Origin of the sequence: Basfia succiniciproducens, assembly GCF_011455875.1 — a bacterium.
In the GTDB taxonomy this organism is placed as follows: domain Bacteria; phylum Pseudomonadota; class Gammaproteobacteria; order Enterobacterales; family Pasteurellaceae; genus Basfia; species Basfia succiniciproducens.
In genome coordinates, this window is sequence record NZ_CP015031.1 from 2,192,351 (window position 1) to 2,211,919 (window position 19,569).

Annotated in this window: 22 protein-coding genes and 1 riboswitch; of the genes, 3 read left to right on the forward strand and 19 right to left on the reverse strand. The window is 41.0% G+C overall.

The window, feature by feature from the left end:
- Nucleotides 1-34 precede the first annotated feature (34 nt).
- From A4G13_RS10190 to uspA, 10 genes are all read right to left on the reverse strand, one after another.
- On the reverse strand, nt 35-1,126 hold the full coding sequence (locus A4G13_RS10190; RefSeq protein WP_165898035.1) for an acyltransferase family protein: 1,092 nt from the start codon (nt 1,124-1,126) through the stop codon (nt 35-37).
- Between the two features lie 233 nt (nt 1,127-1,359).
- Complete coding sequence (locus A4G13_RS10195) at nt 1,360-1,632, reverse strand: heavy-metal-associated domain-containing protein (protein ID WP_011199523.1); 273 nt, start codon at nt 1,630-1,632, stop codon at nt 1,360-1,362.
- The gene (locus A4G13_RS10200; protein WP_090654056.1) at nt 1,629-1,991 is read right to left on the reverse strand and encodes a mercuric transporter MerT family protein; all 363 of its coding nucleotides are present in this window, start codon (nt 1,989-1,991) and stop codon (nt 1,629-1,631) included. Before A4G13_RS10200 ends, A4G13_RS10195 begins: the two co-directional genes overlap by 4 nt.
- A complete protein-coding gene (locus A4G13_RS10205) occupies nt 1,966-3,069 on the reverse strand; it encodes a transglutaminase-like domain-containing protein (RefSeq protein WP_090654054.1) in 1,104 nt (367 codons plus the stop codon). The genes A4G13_RS10200 and A4G13_RS10205 overlap by 26 nt, the downstream gene beginning before the upstream one ends.
- 145 nt (nt 3,070-3,214) lie before the next feature.
- Nucleotides 3,215-3,832: a glucose-6-phosphate 1-dehydrogenase family protein gene (locus A4G13_RS10210; RefSeq protein WP_011199526.1), complete on the reverse strand. Its 618-nt coding sequence runs from the start codon at nt 3,830-3,832 to the stop codon at nt 3,215-3,217.
- A gap of 65 nt (nt 3,833-3,897) precedes the next feature.
- Nucleotides 3,898-4,785 carry a UTP--glucose-1-phosphate uridylyltransferase GalU gene (gene galU / locus A4G13_RS10215; protein ID WP_041639503.1) on the reverse strand — a complete coding sequence of 296 codons (888 nt, stop codon included), beginning with the start codon at nt 4,783-4,785 and terminating at the stop codon, nt 3,898-3,900.
- A gap of 88 nt (nt 4,786-4,873) precedes the next feature.
- Nucleotides 4,874-6,238, reverse strand: coding sequence for a phosphohexomutase domain-containing protein (locus tag A4G13_RS10220; RefSeq protein WP_090654052.1), 1,365 nt, complete (start codon nt 6,236-6,238; stop codon nt 4,874-4,876).
- Between the two features lie 21 nt (nt 6,239-6,259).
- On the reverse strand, nt 6,260-6,445 hold the full coding sequence (gene csrA / locus A4G13_RS10225) for a carbon storage regulator CsrA (protein WP_011199529.1): 186 nt from the start codon (nt 6,443-6,445) through the stop codon (nt 6,260-6,262).
- A 162-nt stretch (nt 6,446-6,607) separates the two neighbouring features.
- Nucleotides 6,608-9,235, reverse strand: a complete 2,628-nt coding sequence (gene alaS / locus A4G13_RS10230) for an alanine--tRNA ligase (protein WP_090654050.1) — start codon at nt 9,233-9,235, stop codon at nt 6,608-6,610.
- Between the two features lie 183 nt (nt 9,236-9,418).
- A complete protein-coding gene (gene uspA / locus A4G13_RS10235; RefSeq protein WP_011199531.1) occupies nt 9,419-9,847 on the reverse strand; it encodes a universal stress protein UspA in 429 nt (142 codons plus the stop codon).
- A 183-nt stretch (nt 9,848-10,030) separates the two neighbouring features.
- On the opposite strand from uspA, the gene mazG reads away from it, so the two are divergent.
- The gene (mazG, locus tag A4G13_RS10240; protein WP_090654236.1) at nt 10,031-10,831 is read left to right on the forward strand and encodes a nucleoside triphosphate pyrophosphohydrolase; all 801 of its coding nucleotides are present in this window, start codon (nt 10,031-10,033) and stop codon (nt 10,829-10,831) included.
- A gap of 67 nt (nt 10,832-10,898) precedes the next feature.
- Here mazG and raiA read toward each other — a convergent pair whose 3' ends face one another.
- The 9 genes from raiA to ppdD all read right to left on the reverse strand — a co-directional run bounded on the left by raiA (nt 10,899) and on the right by ppdD (nt 18,218).
- The gene (raiA, locus tag A4G13_RS10245; protein WP_011199534.1) at nt 10,899-11,219 is read right to left on the reverse strand and encodes a ribosome-associated translation inhibitor RaiA; all 321 of its coding nucleotides are present in this window, start codon (nt 11,217-11,219) and stop codon (nt 10,899-10,901) included.
- A gap of 248 nt (nt 11,220-11,467) precedes the next feature.
- A complete protein-coding gene (locus tag A4G13_RS10250; RefSeq protein WP_011199535.1) occupies nt 11,468-12,859 on the reverse strand; it encodes an alanine/glycine:cation symporter family protein in 1,392 nt (463 codons plus the stop codon).
- Between the two features lie 103 nt (nt 12,860-12,962).
- A riboswitch (glycine riboswitch) is annotated at nt 12,963-13,082 on the reverse strand.
- A 186-nt stretch (nt 13,083-13,268) separates the two neighbouring features.
- Complete coding sequence (locus A4G13_RS10255) at nt 13,269-13,541, reverse strand: GNAT family N-acetyltransferase (protein ID WP_090654049.1); 273 nt, start codon at nt 13,539-13,541, stop codon at nt 13,269-13,271.
- 16 nt (nt 13,542-13,557) lie between these two features.
- Nucleotides 13,558-13,776, reverse strand: a complete 219-nt coding sequence (gene yacG / locus A4G13_RS10260) for a DNA gyrase inhibitor YacG (protein ID WP_011199540.1) — start codon at nt 13,774-13,776, stop codon at nt 13,558-13,560.
- A complete protein-coding gene (gene coaE / locus A4G13_RS10265) occupies nt 13,754-14,398 on the reverse strand; it encodes a dephospho-CoA kinase (protein WP_090654048.1) in 645 nt (214 codons plus the stop codon). Before coaE ends, yacG begins: the two co-directional genes overlap by 23 nt.
- A gap of 26 nt (nt 14,399-14,424) precedes the next feature.
- Nucleotides 14,425-15,141, reverse strand: coding sequence for a prepilin peptidase (locus tag A4G13_RS10270; RefSeq protein ID WP_090654046.1), 717 nt, complete (start codon nt 15,139-15,141; stop codon nt 14,425-14,427).
- Nucleotides 15,138-16,355, reverse strand: a complete 1,218-nt coding sequence (locus tag A4G13_RS10275) for a type II secretion system F family protein (RefSeq protein ID WP_165898036.1) — start codon at nt 16,353-16,355, stop codon at nt 15,138-15,140. Before A4G13_RS10275 ends, A4G13_RS10270 begins: the two co-directional genes overlap by 4 nt.
- Nucleotides 16,352-17,752 (reverse strand): GspE/PulE family protein, encoded by a 1,401-nt coding sequence (locus A4G13_RS10280; RefSeq protein ID WP_090654044.1) that lies wholly within the window; start codon nt 17,750-17,752, stop codon nt 16,352-16,354. Before A4G13_RS10280 ends, A4G13_RS10275 begins: the two co-directional genes overlap by 4 nt.
- A gap of 13 nt (nt 17,753-17,765) precedes the next feature.
- Nucleotides 17,766-18,218 (reverse strand): prepilin peptidase-dependent pilin, encoded by a 453-nt coding sequence (gene ppdD / locus A4G13_RS10285; protein WP_011199546.1) that lies wholly within the window; start codon nt 18,216-18,218, stop codon nt 17,766-17,768.
- Between the two features lie 103 nt (nt 18,219-18,321).
- Here ppdD and ampD point away from each other — a divergent pair, with 103 nt between their 5' ends.
- Nucleotides 18,322-18,894: a 1,6-anhydro-N-acetylmuramyl-L-alanine amidase AmpD gene (gene ampD / locus A4G13_RS10290; RefSeq protein ID WP_011199547.1), complete on the forward strand. Its 573-nt coding sequence runs from the start codon at nt 18,322-18,324 to the stop codon at nt 18,892-18,894.
- 137 nt (nt 18,895-19,031) lie between these two features.
- Nucleotides 19,032-19,502 (forward strand): surface-adhesin E family protein, encoded by a 471-nt coding sequence (locus A4G13_RS10295; protein ID WP_011199548.1) that lies wholly within the window; start codon nt 19,032-19,034, stop codon nt 19,500-19,502.
- Nucleotides 19,503-19,569 lie beyond the last annotated feature (67 nt).

The window sequence follows — 19,569 nt, forward strand, 5'->3', positions numbered from 1 at the left end:
CACTGTGTAACTATTCTGTCTATTACGCTACCTTTTATTTCAGCCCGAATAAAAACCGCGTTAATTTGTTGCTGTTAATAATCAGATAGCTCAGGAAAGATAACAGATATCCGCAAGTGACCAATATCATAAAATAAACAAAAGGCGTCATGCCGGGAACATCGAAATAATATCCCAGTACAATCAATACCGGATGATGGAACAAGTACACGATGATAGCGGAACGAACTAAAAACGCCACGGAACGGGAAGGCGGGAAAGAGGCGCTGAAGAAGAAATTAAATAATAACAAACTGACAGAAATCGCAGACGCGTGCTGAATAAAAACATTTATCGCGCGCATGGTGAAAGGTAAACTTTCTTTCGCCTCGCCAATCGTAAGGGTTTGATAGGTTAAGCCCGTCACTGTTATTCCCCACAGCAAAGTTTTGATGGTTTTTTTATTAAAAAATATACGTACCGCTTCACTTCGATAAATAATATAGCCGATAAAAAAGTAAATGCTGTAATACAAGGTTTTTTCTATCAGATAGCCATAAAATGAATAGAACAACGGATGATCCGCCATAGGAACGAACATATTCAGAACGAACTTAATGCCGAAAGGCAGATACATATAAAAAATAAATAATCCCAGTTTTATAAATCGATTAAACCCGCTTAAATAATCTAAAAATTTATCTACCGGTAATAAACAAACCAATGAAATTATCATTAGGGTTAATAAGAACCAGGCGTGTACGATAAAATTTCCGATACCGATATTTTCCCAGGGGGTGATATCATGGCGAACCACAAACCAGACTTCAAACGTATTGATTAGCAGAATAGAAGAAATTAACGGCATAAAAACGCGTAAGTATCGCCCTTTTAAGAAATAATGTTTTCCTTTTTTAAGCAACACCATAGCGGAAAAGAAACCGGCAATCAGAAAGAAGGCTTCCACTCGGAAAAAATGCGCAACATGGACGATATTATGAATTAGCGCATCCTGATATCTATCGCTATGGTAATCCCATCGGTAAAAAGGGCTGATGACCGACGCCGCATGCGTCAATACACCGATTAACATCAACAAAGCTCTGAGCTGGTCTAATCCATAGTAATATTCTTTTTTTGCAATCATTAACACCGGTTTCCTAACTTAACAGCTTATTATCCGAACGGATAAAAACTGGGTGACTGAACAGTCTGTTTATCTTTTATAATGGCTTTTACCATCATAGACAGACAATAAACCAGTCCCAGTGTAATGATTTGCAGTAGTTTTTCGAGTAAATTTACCTAGTATTACTTAATCTTTAACTTATATTTGTTAAATTTACAGATAATAATTAAATTTTACAAAAATGCGGCTGGCTATTTTTTCACCACCGCATGATAATGCAGTTTATCAATGGCGTTGATCATCATTTCGTCGGTCACTTTTTCATCAGCGACCACTTTCACCAAGCGGGTGTTGAAGTTGGCTTTGGTGGAGATCACACCGTCAATATTGCGCAGTTCTTTGTTTACCAAATAAACACAAAGCTGGCAGTTCATTTCTTCAATATGTAATGTTACATTGCGTTCGGCGGCAAAACCGCTACCTGAGAATAAAAGTGCGGTCAAAAAAAGCAAAGTTTTTTTCATTCTAAAAGTTCCAGAATATAAGGTAAAACATAGGGATAACTTAAGAAAAAGAGAATAACCGGCGCCATAATCCAATATAAAATTTGCAATGTCCGACGGGATAAATATTTGGTGCAGATGATTTTATCGGAAAAATTCAGCAACCAGAATCCGTAACTAAAGGCGCCCAGGGAAATAATCAGCATGGGAATTTGCAGATAACTGTATTCGCTTAAATCCATCAGCCAGGCGGAAGACAGGCCGAAAGCCAAATAAATCAGCGGCCCGATACAGCACAGGGTTGAAGCCACGGCGGCAGTCAGCGCCGTGGTACAAATCGCCCAGAATTTGGCGTTAGAGCTCTTTTGAGGTGAATTCATAACCGAACTCTTTGGCATCGTAAGAATTTAACGGATCGCCGCCTACTTCCGCATAAGGATAACCAAAGTTATTAAGCGGCGCTAATTCCGGCATTGGGTAGAGATTAAAATCCCGTGCATAATTAAAGCCCATCCAGTTAGCTTCCCAGTTACCGAACAAATATTGCGAAACCGCTTGAGTATCTTTATCTTCCACGGATTTATTCTCGGTTAAGCGATATTTCGCCACGTCCGCAGAGTCCACCGGCACCCAGCCGAAACCAGCCAAATAGAATTCCGCCCGACAATGTTGACCTCCGTTTTCGTTGGCAACTTTATCTTTTGCGCTGCCAAAAGCGCCTTTGGAATACTCGCCCATTTTAACCGCCTGACCTAAACGAATACCGAAAATCTCACGGGCCGGAATACCGGAAGCGCGGGCTAAGGCCACAAAAACGGAGTTAATATCCGTACATTTGCCTTTTAACACGCCGGTCGTTAGGATTTTTTCCACATCGCCGTCACCGCAGCCTAAGACGGAATTATCCCGTTCCATATTATTGACAATCCATTGGTGAATCATCTCCGCTTTTTTCAACGGATTGCTTTCTTTACCCACTATTTTATCGGCGAACTGTTTCACAATACCGTCGGTTTTGATGTGTTGGGTCGGTTTTAAATATTGCTGTACGTCTACGGAATATTCGATATTTTCCGGCGCCTGATAATTTTCCAGTAAACCTTGTTTCATCGGCTCGCGATCTTTAGTGGTGACTACTAATTTCACCTTTAAATCGCGTTTTTGCGCATCTTTATCCCAAAGGGCGAATAGGGTTTTCGCGCCGTATTGGTTGTTTTCCGTGATATAGGCTTGTTGATAGTTACCGTCAAATTCAATGGATTTGACATCCTGATAATCATTGCTGAAAGGCAACGGTACCCATAATTTGGTTTCGCCGCTCGAACCTTTCGGTACTTGCAAATCATAGCTTTGGGTGAATTCATAAGTGTGCGTCGCACTGTTTGAGTTTGGCACGATCTGCGCTTGTGTAAACGCCGCAACAGAGGAAAGCACGGCGGCTAAAATCAGTTTTTTCATGGAAAGTCCTTAGAGAGGTAAACAAACAACACTTGTTATATTTAAGTTCAGTGCTGCAGGCAGAATGAACTTATAAAGAATAGCGTAAAATTTAAGAAAAGAAAATGCTCAGAAAGGGCTAAGTGCGGTCATTTTTCGTGAAGTTTTATTGATGGCATTTTTCATATAACGGCAATAATTCCCGAATGGTCCGGCTGATAAAATCCACGGCGTCAATATCCGCCAAATCGGCTTTTTCCACATTCTTACCGATACACCAAAAATCCTCATCGCTGCGCAAACTCAAATCCTGAGAGGTAAGTTGTTTTACCCGACGAAAATCCGCGTATTCGCTTTCATCGCCGCGCCAGATATCAAAATCGGCAAATTGCCGGAAATCAAAATCTTCCGTCCATTGATTATATTGCGAAAGATTGATTTGCGAACGATCCGCGCGATAACAATGCCAATCCAGGCTCACCTGCAAACGACGGCGATTCAGCAAAACGGACAAAATCGCGGCGGAATTTTTGTTAAATTCATATTTGAAATAAGCAAAGAAATGGGCGCGTACCTGCCAACCGTTACACCATTTCTCAATATGAGGCTCGGCAAAAGGCGAACCGAGCCCCTCTGAGACCTGCAGTATACAGGTTTTCCATTCATTCCACTCTCGTTTATAATCAGCTTTGATTTGCGGAATTAATTCCGGGCAGTATTTTTTCAGTTGAGCGAACTGGAAATAAGGAATTGCGAAAAGATCGCAGGAAGCCGGGTTCAGCATAATTTTACCGATAAGAAAGAAACTAAGCCTTAGCGGTAAAGCTTAGTTTCTTTTGATGTTAAGAATTACAGGGTTTTAGCGAACGCTTTTAAGTAGTTTTTAAATTCGTTGCCTAATTTTTCGTGCTGAATACCGTATTCGACAAAAGCTTTCATGTAGCCGATTTTATCGCCGCAGTCAAAGGATTCGCCGGTCATATGAAAGGCTTCAACGGTTTCCTTGGCTATTAACATATCAATAGCATCGGTTAATTGAATTTCATCGCCCACGCCAACCGGTGTTCTTTCCAATAAATCCCAAATGGTGGCGGAGAACACGTAACGACCGACAACAGCTAAGTTTGACGGTGCTTTTTCCGGACTCGGTTTTTCGACCATGCGGGAAATCACCGCACTTTCACCACCACTGAATTCGGCGCCGTTGCAGTCGGCGATACCGTAGCTGCTCACATCTTTAGGATCTACAGGTGCAACCATGATTTGGCTTGAACCGGTTTCATTAAAGCGTTTGATCATCGCCGATAGATTTTCCGTTTTTTGGTTTGCAGTGAATTCGGCTAATAATACGTCCGGTAATACTACGGCAAAAGGCTCGTTACCCACGGCAGGGCGGCCGCATAAAACGGCATGGCCTAAACCTTTTGCATTACCTTGACGTACGTGCATAATGGTGACGTCTTTCGGGCAAATAGAACGCACTTCTTCAAGCAACTGACGTTTAACGCGTTTTTCCAGCATGGTTTCCAGTTCAAATGAAGTGTCAAAATGGTTTTCGATAGCATTTTTCGACGAATGGGTAACTAACACGATTTCTTTAACGCCCGCCGCAATGCATTCGTTAACCACATATTGGATTAAAGGTTTATCGACTAAAGTCAACATTTCTTTAGGAATGGCTTTTGTCGCAGGTAACATACGCGTACCCAGACCGGCTACCGGGATAATAACTTTCATGGTTTTTCCTTTCAAATCAAAGATAAAAAGAACCGCACTTTAATACTTTATTTCAAAGTGCGGTATATTTTTTACAAATTTTTACCAATTATTGACGAAGCAAAGCCAGAATTTCTTCGGTTTTTTCCGTCATTAATTTTTTATCGCCACGGGTTTCAAGATTTAAACGTACAACAGGTTCGGTATTCGAACTGCGTAAATTAAAACGCCATGTCGGGTATTCAATGCTGATACCGTCAGTTTCGTCTATGCTTACCGCGTCTTTTTCATAAGCGGCGCGAACTCGGGCAATTGCAGTTTTGGCATCCGCTAATTTACTGTTGATTTCGCCCGGTGACGGATAGGTATCAATGCTGTCGTTTACTAACTGACCGAGTGTTTTGCCCGTTGTACAAACCAATTCCATTACCAATAACCATGGGATCATACCGCTGTCGCAGTAGTTAAAGTCACGGAAATAATGGTGCGCGCTCATTTCACCGCCGTAGATTGCGTCTATGGCACGCATTTTTTCTTTAATGAACGAGTGACCGGATTTGGACATTACCGCTTCGCCGCCGTTTTCTTCCACTAATTTAATAGTGTTCCAGATTAAACGCGGGTCATAAATGATCTTGGCACCTTTATGTTTTTGTAAGAATGCCTGACCTAACAGACCGACGATATAGTAACCTTCAATAAATTGAGCGGTTTCATCAAATAAGAAGCAACGGTCAAAGTCGCCGTCAAATGCAATACCCATATCGGCTTTATTCGCTAACACGGCATCAATTGTGTCTTGACGGTTTTCATGAAGTAACGGATTAGGAATACCGTGCGGGAAGGTACCGTCCGGATTATTATGCACTTTGATAAATTCAACAGGTACGCGACGGGCTTTAAATTGCGCTTCGATGGCGTCAATAACATGACCGGCCGCGCCATTACCCGAGTTGATTACCAATTTCATCGGTTTTAAGTTATCCAAGTTAATGTAAGACAATAAATGTTCTACATATTCGCCAAGTACCGATTGTTGTTTGTAAACACCGCGTTGGGTCACGGCAGGGAAGTTGTTTTCTTCCGCCAAACGTTGAATATCGGCAAGACCGGTATCCGCACTGATTGGGCGGGAACCTTCGCGAACAAGTTTTAATCCGTTGTAGTCCATCGGATTATGACTTGCGGTTACTTCAATACCACCGTCCGCTTTTAAGAAAGAAGTGGCAAAGTAAATTTCTTCCGTACCCACTTCACCTAAGTCGATGACGTTTACGCCGGAGTCTAACAGGCCGTTTGTCACCGCACTTTTTAATTCTTTACTGGTTAATCGAACATCACCGCCTACAACAATGGTTGTTGGTTTCAAAAACTGGCCGAAAGCGCGACCAATACGATAAACGATATCTGCGTTAAGTTCATCGCCTAAGCGACCTCGAATATCATAGGCTTTAAAACAAGTTAATTTAGTCATAACATCTCCTGTATATTAGCGTTAAGAGGTTGACTCTTTCTCTTCCGCTTGTTTGATACGTTGATAAATTTCCTCACGATGAACAGATACATCTTTAGGTGCGTTTACACCAATTTTCACCTGATTACCACGTACGTTTAAAATTGTGATAGATATGTCATCACCGATGAGCAGGCTCTCGCCAACTTTACGGGTTAATATCAGCATACAGACCTCCTCACCTATTGATAATCCGTTTTTGTCTGCAATATCCTTATTGTTTTACTAAACCCAAATATCGCTACTCAGATAATAAGCAGTGAATTTTCTTATTGAGTATTAGGGTTCATGATTTATTGTAAAAATTCATAAACCCTACTCAAAAATCAGTTAAAGATTACTTTCCAACCAATCGGAACAAGCGGATAATGCGGCACCGACGTTTTCCGGTTGAGAACCGCCGGCCATTGCCATGTCGGGACGACCGCCGCCTTTACCGCCTACTTGTTGAGCCATTAGATTAACAAGTTCGCCGGCTTTAACTTTGCCGGTTAAATCTGCTGTAACTCCGACGATCAGATTTACTTTATCTTCAACTACCGATGCAAATACAATAACGCCGGATCCAAGCTGATTTTTAAGGTCATCAACCATAACGCGTAACGATTTTGTTTCAATACCGTCAAGTTGTTGAACAATGACAGAAATATCGTTAATTTTGACCGCACTTTTAGCTAAATCGGAGCCCGCCTGCATTGCCGCTTTTTCTTTTAATTGCTGCAATTCTTTTTCAGCTTTTTTAGCTTTATCTTGTAATTGCTGGATTTTTTCGACCAAAGACGCCGTATCGGATTTTAATAAATCGGCACTTTGATTAAGAATATTTTGTTGGTTATTCAACCAATTGATCGCATTTTCTGCCGTCACCGCTTCAATACGGCGAATACCGGCGGCAATTGCGCTTTCAGATACGACTTTGAATAAACCTATATCGCCGGTACGTTTAACATGGGTACCGCCGCAAAGCTCGATAGAAAAGCCGGTCATACCGACAACTCGAACCAAATCGCCGTATTTTTCACCGAATAATGCCATCGCACCTTTTTGTTTGGCCGCCTCAATATCCATCACTTCCGTAGTGACGCTGATATTTTCGCGGATTTGACGGTTGACAATGGCTTCAATTTCGATAATTTGTTCTTTACTGATGGCCTCCGGTTGGATGAAGTCGAAACGCAAGGCGGATTCTGAAACTAATGACCCTTTTTGCGCTACATGATCACCCAATACTTCGCGTAATGCTGCGTGCAATAAGTGGGTCGCACTGTGGTTTGCTGCAACCGCGAGACGTCGTTCGGTATCCACTTGCGCACTAACGGTGTCGCCCACAGATAATGAACCTGATTCCAGTTGTCCGATATGACCGGTTACCTGACCGTATTTCTGTGTGTCATTAATACGGAAAGCCGCTAAGTCCGTCGCAATATAACCGGTATCACCGATTTGACCGCCTGATTCTCCGTAAAATGGTGTTCGGTCTAAAATAACTACGGCATTTTCACCGGATTGAACGCGTTCAACGGATTTTCCGTCGGTAAATAGAGCGACAACTTTGGCACTACTTAAAGAAGTGGTTTCATAGCCTTTGAATTCTGTTTGTCCGTCAACTTTAATGACATTGTTGTAGTCAACGCCGAAATTACTGCTTGCCTGAGCTCGGGCTCGTTGAGCCTGCATTTCACGCTCAAAACCTTTTTCATCAATAGTAATATTGCGTTCGCGACAAACATCGGCGGTTAAATCCAACGGGAAACCGTAGGTATCGTATAATTTAAAGGCTACGTCACCGGAAAGTACGTTATCCTTTACTTGTGATAAAGCGTCGTCTAATAGCAATAAACCGCGTTCAAGAGTGCGAGCGAACTGTTCTTCTTCCGCTTTTAAGGTTTTTTCGATTAACGCGCGTTTTTGGTTAACGATTTCGCCGGCATGTTCCATCACGTCCGCTAAGGTCGGCACTAATTTGTAGAAGAATGTTTCTTTAGCACCCAGTAAATGACCATGGCGAACTGCGCGACGGATAATGCGCCGCAATACATAACCTCTGCCTTCATTGGAAGGCATTACGCCGTCGGCAATTAAGTAGGCGCAAGAGCGAATATGGTCGGCGATTACGCGTAATGATTTGTTGGTTAAATCTTTTTTACCGGTTAATTGTGCCACTTTTTTGATTAGTGTTTGGAAAATATCAATATCATAGTTTGAATTAACGTGTTGGAGTACCGCCGCAATACGTTCTAACCCCATACCCGTATCTACGGACGGTTTTGGTAATTTTTCCATTGTGCCGTCGGCATGGCGGTTAAATTGCATAAATACGATGTTCCAGATTTCGATATAACGGTCGCCGTCTTCTTCGGGCGTGCCCGGTAAACCGCCCCAAATGTGTTCACCGTGATCATAGAAAATTTCGGTACAAGGACCGCAAGGACCCGTGTCACCCATTGCCCAGAAATTATCCGACGCATAAGGCGCGCCTTTGTTGTCACCAATACGAATAATGTGATCGGCAGGCACGCCTACTTCTTTGTTCCAGATATCATAAGCTTCGTCATCGGTTTCATAGACGGTAACATATAATTTTTCTTTCGGCAGACCAAGCCATTGCGGAGAAGTCAAAAACTCCCAACCGTAGGCAATCGCATCATGTTTAAAATAATCACCGAAACTAAAGTTACCTAACATTTCAAAGAATGTGTGATGACGGGCCGTATAACCGACATTCTCCAGGTCGTTATGTTTACCGCCTGCGCGTACGCAACGTTGCGCTGTGGTGGCTCGGGTATAAGGGCGTTTATCCATTCCTAGGAAAACGTCTTTGAATTGGTTCATTCCGGCATTGGTAAATAATAGGGTAGGGTCATTATGAGGAACAAGAGAACTACTCTCAACGACTTGGTGACCTTTACTATGGAAAAAATCTAAATAGGATTGTCTAATTTGAGCTGTTGTTTTCATTTATATAAACCTTGCTGGTTCTATTTTGTTTAATAATATGCTTTATTGTTACACATTTTTGCGATTTATAGAACGCCTTTTTGTGTTATTTCAGGCAACGGTTACATCTATAAAATGAAAAAATAAACCGCACTTCCATTTGGGAGTGAAAGTGCGGTCGGAATTTAAAAAGTTTTATTTTGATTAATCTTCATCACGTAACGGCACGACCAACATATCAATTTTAATATTGTTCATTAATTGACGGGTTGAGGACATTAATTTACTCCAGAAGTCTTGGTGGTGGCCGGTAACCAACAAGTCAACATCATATTGATCGATAGCATCGGATAATACCTGTCCTAAGTCGCCGCTGCCGCTTAATTTTTCGGTAATCGGGTAACCTGCCTGTTCGGATAATTCCAATAAAGCCTGTTGAGTTTCGGTTGATATACGATCCTGCATCGAAGACATATTGACATCAATTAACCCTGTATAAAGATCAGAGAAATTTACATCAACATGAATAATTGAAAGTTTAGCTTCATGTCGTTTTGCAATATCAGCCGCTTTTTTCAAAATTACGGAGCTTTCATCGGAAAGATCAACAGCTACTAATATATGTTTATACATAATTTACTCCTTTTTTGATCTAGGGTTAAACCTCTTTGGTTGGTAATAATACTATCATTAGTCATGCAGAAAAAATTTGCACTAGATCACGTTTTACAACATTTTTTATGGGTGGGGGAATTATACGGATTATGTTATGATCGGCAAAAATTGATGAAGAAATTGCTAAAAAAGAAGGATGATATGTCACGTAATATTCAGGAGTTAAAAAATATCGTTGCTAAATTGCGGGATCCGGACGGCGGTTGCCCTTGGGATCTGAAACAAAACTATGAATCTATGATTCCCTGCCTAATTGAAGAAAGTTATGAAGTTGTGGAGGCAATCCAACAGAAGAATACGGCGGATTTAAGGGAAGAACTGGGTGATTTACTGATGCAAGTGGTCTTTTTAAGCCAACTGGCGGCGGAAGAAAATAAATTCACCTTTGACGATGTGGTTAATGATATTGCGGAAAAATTAATTTACCGTCATCCTCATGTGTTTGGTGATAAAGAAGCTGCTGATGAACATGCCGCTTTAAGAAACTGGAATGAAATGAAAGCGCGGGAAGCGAAAAATCAAGCCCATACGTCTATTTTAGATAATGTGCCGTTTTCTTTCCCCGCATTATTGAGAGCGGAAAAATTACAGAAAAAATGTGCCAAAGCGGGATTTGATTGGCAGCAGGTTGCGCCGGTTATTGCTAAAGTTGAGGAAGAACTTGAGGAAGTAACACAGGAAATTAATTGTCCGGCACCTCAACAAGCAAAATTAGAAGAAGAAATAGGTGATTTACTTTTTGCAGTGGTTAATTTAAGCCGCCATTTAAAATGTCAGGCTGAAGAAAGTTTGCGCAAGGCAAATCATAAATTTGAGCGGCGTTTCCGCGCAGTTGAAGATAAATTACGGCAACAGAATAAGACCGCTACCGAAAGTTCGTTAATGGAAATGGATATGCTTTGGGACGAAGTAAAACACGAAGAAAAACTATCGTCTGATTAAAATTACCATAAAAATGAAGGCGGTATGCTACCGCCTTCTTCAAATTAAATTTTAACAATTACAATTATTATTCAAAAGAATCTTTTAAACGTTCGCTTGCTCTGCGAGATTCATCTTTATGCTGCAATTTATTCAATTGTTTTTCTAATTTTTCTTCAACTTCATTAATTGCTTTATACATATCATCCGATTGAGCGGTAGCCTGCAGATTGCCTATTGGAGTGCCGATTGAGGCGTCGACTTGGAAACCGTTTGGAATCTTGCTCAAAATGAAATGGGGATTAATTAACTGAGTGTGCCATTTTTCTAATTTTGCAAGTCTCTCTTCTACGTGGGTACGAATTGCGGGAGTAATGTCCATTTGTTTACTTGTGATATTTAGTGTCATAGCATTTACCTCGTTCTATGAGTAATGAGTTTTACAACTCTGGTTTGAATCCTTGATTACAAAATAGCTACCTCCGTGAGACTTTTCAAGTACTTTATTCGTAATCATTTAAGAAAGTTTTCAAAATATGATCTATGTAGAAGTTTTACAAAAAAGTTATTTTTTTATTTAAAAAAGTTGCTATGATTTGGAAGTTATTGGGCTCGATATAAGCGAATTATCGAGCCCTTTTTTATTTTATTTCCGGATTAGCTGTTCACTATTTGTTCTTCATTATCGTCTAAACTGTAATTATTTGTTTTTAAACGCATAAAGTAATCTTTTGTTTCGCTGACGATAACCTTACGTAAGCCAATTAAGGCGATTAAGTTAGGGAATGCCATTAAACCGTTTACGATATCCGCCAGAATCCAGATTAAATCAAGTTTAATAAATGCACCGCAAGCAACTAAGATAATGAAAGCCGTGCGGTAAAGCTTGATACCTTTGATTCCGACCAAATAAACGAAACAACGTTCGCCGTAATAACACCAGCCTAAAATAGTGGTAAATGCGAAAAATAATAACCCGACGGTGACAATAGTAGCACCGATATTCGTACCCAAACCTTGGCTGAAAGCGTAGTTGGTTACCGCCGCGCCCGCCATATCCGAAGATTGCCACGCACCGGTAATGACTAAAACCAAGCCTGTCATTGAACATACGATAATGGTATCAAGGAAGGTTCCCGTCATTGAAATCAAACCTTGGCGCACCGGTTCTTTGGTATGTGCAGCCGCAGCTGCGATAGGCGCGCTACCTAAACCTGATTCGTTAGAGAAAATACCGCGGGCCACACCGGACTGAATAGCTTTCATAACTGTGAAACCCAAAGCACCGCCTAGCGCAGCTTCCGGGTTAAAGGCGCTTTCAATGATCAAGGCAAGTGCTGAAGGCACTTTATCCGCATTAATTAATAAAATAATCAATGAGGTAGTAACATATAACACCGCCATAAACGGTACAATGTAAGAGGAAACCGCGGCAATGCGTTTTACACCGCCTAAAATAATCGCCGCTACAAGAATGGTGATAATTGCCGCACTGATAGTTACGGGAACGCTGAATGTATCGTTCATAGCATGAGTAATGGCATTTATTTGCGGAAAGGTACCGATGCCAAAGAATGCTACCAGCACGCCAAAAACGGCAAATAATTTAGCTAACCATTTAATACCAAGCCCACGTTCAATATAATACATCGGGCCGCCCGCCATGAAACCGTTTTTATCGCGAACACGGTATTTTACCGCCAGTAAACATTCCGCATATTTGGTGGACATACCAAGTAACGCCACTAACCACATCCAGAACATAGCGCCCGGGCCGCCCGCCTGAATCGCTGTGGCTACACCGACAATATTTCCCGTTCCGATTGTTGCGGAAAGTGCGGTACATAAAGCCTGAAATGCGGAAACGTCACCTCTTTGGTGATTGCCTTCCTCTTTTTTGAACATATAAGCGAATGCTCTCGGCAAATGGCGAATTTGCAAAAAGCCGAGACGTAAAGTCAAATATAAACCTGTACCGGAAAGTAAAATTAAAAGCGGCGGACCCCAAATAAAGGAGTCGATTGATGATAAAATCGTTTCTAACGACATTATGTTGATTCCTCGTAAACTTCAAAATATACAAGGAGGCGAAAAGAAATGGTGATAAAAAAGCAATACGCTCAAGTGTGAGTGATCAGATTCAACCGAATTATCTCTTGCCCCTGTCCTTTTGCCTGAGCGTTTCAAGAAAATCGGTCAAAATTGACCGCACTTTTGCGCCTTCGGCGTCCATTTTGTGCTAAGCACATTGGATCTCTCCAAGGGTTCGTCCAGTAACAGTCCTTGCAAATTACTTTGCGCCTGAAAGATTTTTCATCGTCGGCGTAGGGTTAATTCCCCACTCTCCAGCTACCTTCATCCGAACTTGACTTTTATGGTGAAAATAAAAGTGCGGTAGATTTTAGCATAATTTTTTAAAATCTCAACCGCACTTTTGCTATGCAAAATATAGGTAAATTCAGGATTTTTGGTGGTCCCGCCGCCATTTTCTAGCAATGTAACTACAACTCGGTATTAATTCAAGCCGTTTTTCTTTAATCAGCTGAATTAACGCCTGATAAAGTTTATCCGCTATACCTTGCCCGCGTAAGCTGTCGGATACGTAAGTATGGTTGGCGTTAATTACCCGAGGCGATTGATAGAAATAGGTGAGTTTAGCAACTTTTTCACCGGTTTCCGAAAGAATAAAAAATTCGCCTTGTTGTTGATCTTCCGTATGCTGAATTTTCATTGAGTTTATTCCTAATTTAATGTTTTGCCCAATCTTCGTTATTTTCCGGATCCATTGCAAAGTCTGCGTTTTCACAAGGAATGGCTTTTTCTTCCGCCGCCCATTCGCCTAAATCGATTAATTGGCAGCGTTTGCTACAAAAAGGACGATAAGGGCTTTGCGGGGACCAAATTACCGCCTTTTTGCAAATAGGGCAGTCAACGGTAAAGGTTTCATCTGTCGTTTTTGTTGTCATATGTTGAACTCTTTTGTTGAGCAAGTTGTAAGTATCGCTGATGTAATTCTAACACTTTTTGTTTGATGCGGTCGCCGTTTTGCGCAAAATCCTCGTCATTATTGATAATATCATCGGCGAAGGTTAAACGTTTTTCACGGCTCACTTGAGAATTCATAATTTGTTGAATGAGTTCCCGCTGATTTTTATCCCGCTTGGTCGCGCGTTCAAGCTGGGTTTGCGGCGACACATCAATAATAAGAATGCGATCGCAAAGCGACATGAGGTTATTTTCAATGAGCAAAGGTACAACGAATAAAACATAAGGCGCTTGTTGCGCCTGTAATTGGCGTTGCATTTCCTCATTAATCGCCGGATGTAAAAGGGCATTCAGCCAATTTTTTTGTTCGGGTCGGTTGAAGATAATTTCCCGTAATTTGCTGCGGTTGAGTTCGCCGCAGTTTGTGAGAATATCCGCACCGAAATGCGTCGCTATTTTGCTCAGTAAAGGCGAACCTTTTTCGACAAGCCGGCGGGATACCTCGTCGGCATCAACAACGGGTACGCCTAATTCCATAAAAAGATCGGCGATGGTACTTTTGCCACTGCCAATGCCACCGGTTAAACCTACGATATAAGCCATATTTTGTCCTTTTTATTGATTGTTCTTCATATTAACATCTTTATAAAAAGAGTCACAAGGTTAGCGGTACAGAGAAAAGGCGCGAAGGGAACAAGGCTGATTTTTGTGTGGGCTAGGAGGCGGTTATAAATTAAAGCATAAAATAAGGCTAAAAGGCAGGCAAGGCTTATCATCAGCGGAATATCCCGCCAGGATAAACCTGCGGATAATGCGCTGATTAGCCAATAATCGCCCTGCCCGAATACTTCTTTTTTGTAGCAAAGTTTACTTATGTGGTATACAAGATAAAAAATAACAAAAGAAATTACCGCACTTTCAACAACATCTTCCAAAGAATTGGAAATTAGGCGGAAATAACTTGCGCCTGACAGAATTAACAGCAACAACTGGCATAAAGCAGGTTCAATGAGCTGATAATGCCAATCGAGTTTGCCGATAATAAACAATAAAACAAGATAGCTCATGTAAAAACAAGTGAGCGTTAAGTCTTTTGTCAAGGTTTGTATGATAGAACAAAGTACAATTGAGATCCCGATATAAATCCATTGATTGGCAAGGGAAAGCGGACTTAATTGACCTGCTTGGTCGGCTTGTTCAATGGTAAAGTGCGGTTGTTTTTGCGGAAATATTTGGTAAAAGGCGTAATAAATATCCTTATGCAGTTTTGTTCGAAAATTGCTTAAATAGTAATAAGTTAAGTAACCAATCAAACAAGCGAAAAACACAAGATATAAATTACTCACATTATATTCCCCATATTAAAAATAGGAAGATACATTCCGAGCATAATTACACCAATGATAATGCCGATGAGCAGCATTAGAAAAGGTTCGAGCAATTGGGAAAGCAAATCGATTTTGTGATCAAGTTGTTGCTGATAATCGTCGGCAATTTTTTGCAGAATGTTGCTTAGTTGACCGGAACTTTCACCCACCTGCAAAATTTGTTGTGCCTGTTGAGGAAACAGACGGCTTCCTACGCTGTTAGAAAAGCCGTAACCTTGCTTTATCCAATGTAAAATAGCTTGAACTTCTTCAACTAAGATAAGATCACTGGGCAAAGCGCCGGTGTTTTGCCATGTTTTGATCTGCGGCAGAAAAGCCTGTAATCCTTGTTGTAGCGGAATACCTGCGTTTAACATTAATTGCAGGCTGCGACAGAAATTAATCAGCCTTGCCTGCTGTTTAATGGTACTTATGAGCGGCATTAATGCCATGAGTTGTTGGGTGCATTTATATAACCATATTGAATGACGCCACTGTTTTTTGATAAATATAAAAGTTAATGTGGTGACACCGGTTATATACCAAATATAATGAGTTAAACTGTGCGATAAAACTAACAAAAATTTAGTGATGAACGGGAGATCTTGGTTGTTATCCTGATACATTTCGGCAAATTGAGGTACGATAAATATTAATAGCAATAATGTTAGCGTCGCAGATATAACAAGCACCACCAAAGGGTAAAGCAGAATTTTTTGTATTTTTCGTTGTAATGCCAATTGCTGTTGGCGAAAATGAGCAATTTGGCTGCAAACATAACTTAGTTTTCCGCTCATTTCACCTACTTTAATCAACTGTAACTCTTGGGCTGAGAGATATAATCCTTGCAGTTCAATGGACTTGGAAAAAGCAAAGCCGCGTTCCAATTGCGATAATAAATTGCGTAACCACTGATTCAACGGAATCGAACTGCAATTTTGGATAAGAATATGCAGGCTTTCTTTTAAGGGGATTTGAGCATCCAATAATGTCGCCAGTTGGTTCAGCACATCACAAATTTCTGCATTGCTTACTTTGTACCTAAGTTGCCAATCTTGTTGCAGCTTGATTTCATATAAATTTCGCGCCAGCAGGTTTTGTTTTGCCTGAATGTCCGATTCCGCCAGAATAAAGCCTGATTGGGTTTGTTTTAGCCGATTGAGCGCTTTCCAGCGATAGCGTTTTAATGTCATTTTTCACTTCCTAATACGCGCAATAATTCCTGCTTATCGGTAATTTGTTGTTGTACTTTGTTTTTTGCCGCCTGATAAAGGGAAGGAAAATCCGTAACATATTGCCATTTCTGAGCTTGCCACCAGGGATGAAGAAACTGATAAATGCCGATACGTCCTCGGTAACCTTGATGACAGTCGCAGTTGATAAAACTTTTGGAAAATTGACCGCACTTTTGGCAACGCTTTCGCACTAAGCGTTGGGCGATAATAAGGAGCAGGCTATTATCGATTTCATGCTGTTTAATTCCCAGTTGCAATAAGCGTGAAATTGCGGAGTAAGCATCGTTAGTATGCAAGGTGGATAGAACCAAATGCCCGGTTTGCGCTGCACGTAATGCCATTTGAGCACTTTCATCATCACGGATTTCACCTAGCATAATGACATCCGGATCCTGACGTAGAAATGTGCGCAGCAGTCGGCTGAAACTCAAGCCTATTTGAGGCTGTATTTGGGTTTGAATAATCCCTTCAAGTTCAATTTCAATGGGATCTTCCGCCGTCATTATATGTTTTGAGGCGCTATTAAGCCATTGCAGCGCCGTATAAAGGGTGATACTTTTCCCGCTACCGGTCGGGCCGGTCACTAAAATTAACCCTTGCGGCTGATTAAGTGCTTGTTCGAGTTTTTGTTGTTGCGCAGGCTCCATACCAAGTTGTTCAAAGCTGAAATCCACCGGTTTATTTTGCTGTAAACGCAGCACGATTTTTTCACCGTTTCTGGTGGCAAGGGTCGATATACGAAAATCCAGGGTTTCGGCGAAGGTGGTTTTGAAATCAAAACGTCCGTCTTGCGGTAAGCGGGTTTCGCTGATATCTAATTTTGCCAACAGTTTTAATCTTGAAATAATGCGCCCTGCTAAAGAAAGATTAACGGGTGTTTGTTGTTGCAACACACCGTCGATTCTGAAACGAATTCGAAGCTGGTTTTTTTGCGGCTCGAAATGAATATCGGAGGCATTTTTACTTAGGGCGCTCTCAAAAATATTATTTAATAAACGGATAATAGGTTCGTCGGTATTTTTATTTTCCTTATTTTGAGAGAGGCTTTCCGTATAAATCAATGATGTTTCTTCAATACTTAATGATTGCGGTTCATCCGGTTGCAATAATGATTTTAAGGTTTCGTTACTGACTAATACGGGTTCAACAATTTTGCCGGTTAAAAAGGAAAAGGTTTCGCAAGCGGCGATATTTTCTACATTATCAATGGCAAGCCATAGTTTTTGCTCTTCCTCTTTGATGGGTACGGCAAGATAGCGTAACAATACATGTTGCTGCTGTTGATTGCGTTGCCACAATTCGTGATCAATCATGTATTGTTCGCCATTGCCGGCAATGATTTTAATTGATTGCATTAGTCGGACACCGCTATTCTTTATTATCACAAAAACCTGCCGGGAAAATATCTTTAGGCGTGCAGGTTGTCGTCCAACTGATACCTTCCGAAGCATTACCGGTAGCTTTGGTCGAATAACTGACACCGGATAAACTGCCTTTACCGGTAACGGAAATCGTACCACTGCTCACGGTGACGGCATCAACGTATTTCCCTTTTGTTTTCGCCGGTTCGGCAATACCGTTGGCACCGCTTGAGCAGTCTTTTTCACCGCCTTTTTCATAAATACATAATTCCACATCGGCTTTATAGGGTGCGCCCGCCTGCAATAATTCGGAAATTGCCGCCCGTTTGGTGTAATTTTGATAAGAGGGAATTGCAATAGTAGCGAGAATGGCAATAATAGCGATAACAATCATTAATTCAATCAGTGTAAAACCTTTGCGAATGGCAGGGTACTGAGATAAAGTGCGGTAATTTTTCATGAATTTTCCTTATGTTAGAGAGAATAGTATTAACATCTAATAAAAGAAAAATGTGAGCAAATTTTTTCATTTTAATTCTCGAGCAGGATCGCAAAAATAAAAAATGATGACAGTAAAACATCCAATAAAAATTAAAAACGGTTGGCTAAGCGGAGTAAGAAAAATTATTTCGCCCCATTTCGACTCACGTCCGTCGCAAGCGGATATTTCCCTCTTAGTTATTCATTATATTAGTCTACCGCCCGAACAGTTTGGCGGCGGTTATATTGAGGATTTTTTCCAAGGAAAATTAAATCCGGAAACTCATCCTTATTTCCAGACTATTTACCAAATCAGGGTTTCGGCTCATTGTTTAATTGGACGGGACGGGCGGGTCACTCAGTTTGTCAGCTTTAATGATCGGGCTTGGCACGCGGGCGAATCCTGCTTTCAAGGGAGGGAAAAATGCAATGATTATGCTATCGGTATTGAACTGGAAGGGAGTAATGAACAGCCTTTTACCGAAGTACAGTATCAACGTTTAGCGGAGTTAACGAACATCATTCGACATTATTACCCGAAAATAACCGAAGATCGTATTGTGGGACATTGTGATGTTGCGCCGGGGCGAAAGATTGACCCCGGTCAGTATTTTGAATGGACAAAATATTTCGATTTACTGAAAGAAAGCCAATAAATATTTTTTCTGCTCGCATCATTTTAAATAGAAGCTACTGATTTAAAACATCTATAAGCGCTAGCGGTTTGCAGAAAAGTGTGCCACAATAAACTAACCTTATCGCACCGCTTGCATTATGGTTTAAGGAGCTCAAGATGAAAAAATCAGTTTTGTTATTTATTGCTGCATCAATGCTTGTTGCTTGTTCAACAGGCAGTATTAGCCAGCGAACATTACCAGCGGATCCGTTGCTGCCGCCATCTTTAGTACAACCAGGTTTTGTAAGAATGCCGCATAATTTGCATTATTATGCAGATATCAATTCGGTGTGGGTGGATTCGGACAGTAAAAATATGATTCATTTTGATGCGGTGATTAATTTGCGAAAAGGTCCTCATGTTTATAGCGACCGCGATAAAATCGCAAAATCTATGCGTCAGGCGAAAGTGGTCAATTGCGATACCATGAAACTAACTCATTTAAAAACCGATTATTATTCCGAATTCTGGGGAACCGGCGATCCCGTTACGCCGGAACATCAAAAAATGAGAACGGTGGATTTACGTAAAGGCTCGTCACTTTATACCTTAGCCCAAGTGCTTTGTATCAATTTATACAGAAAATAATTGAATTATAAGTAAAAAACTGCGGTCGAAATTTTTAAAATTTCGACCGCAGTTTTTCAGAAAAGAG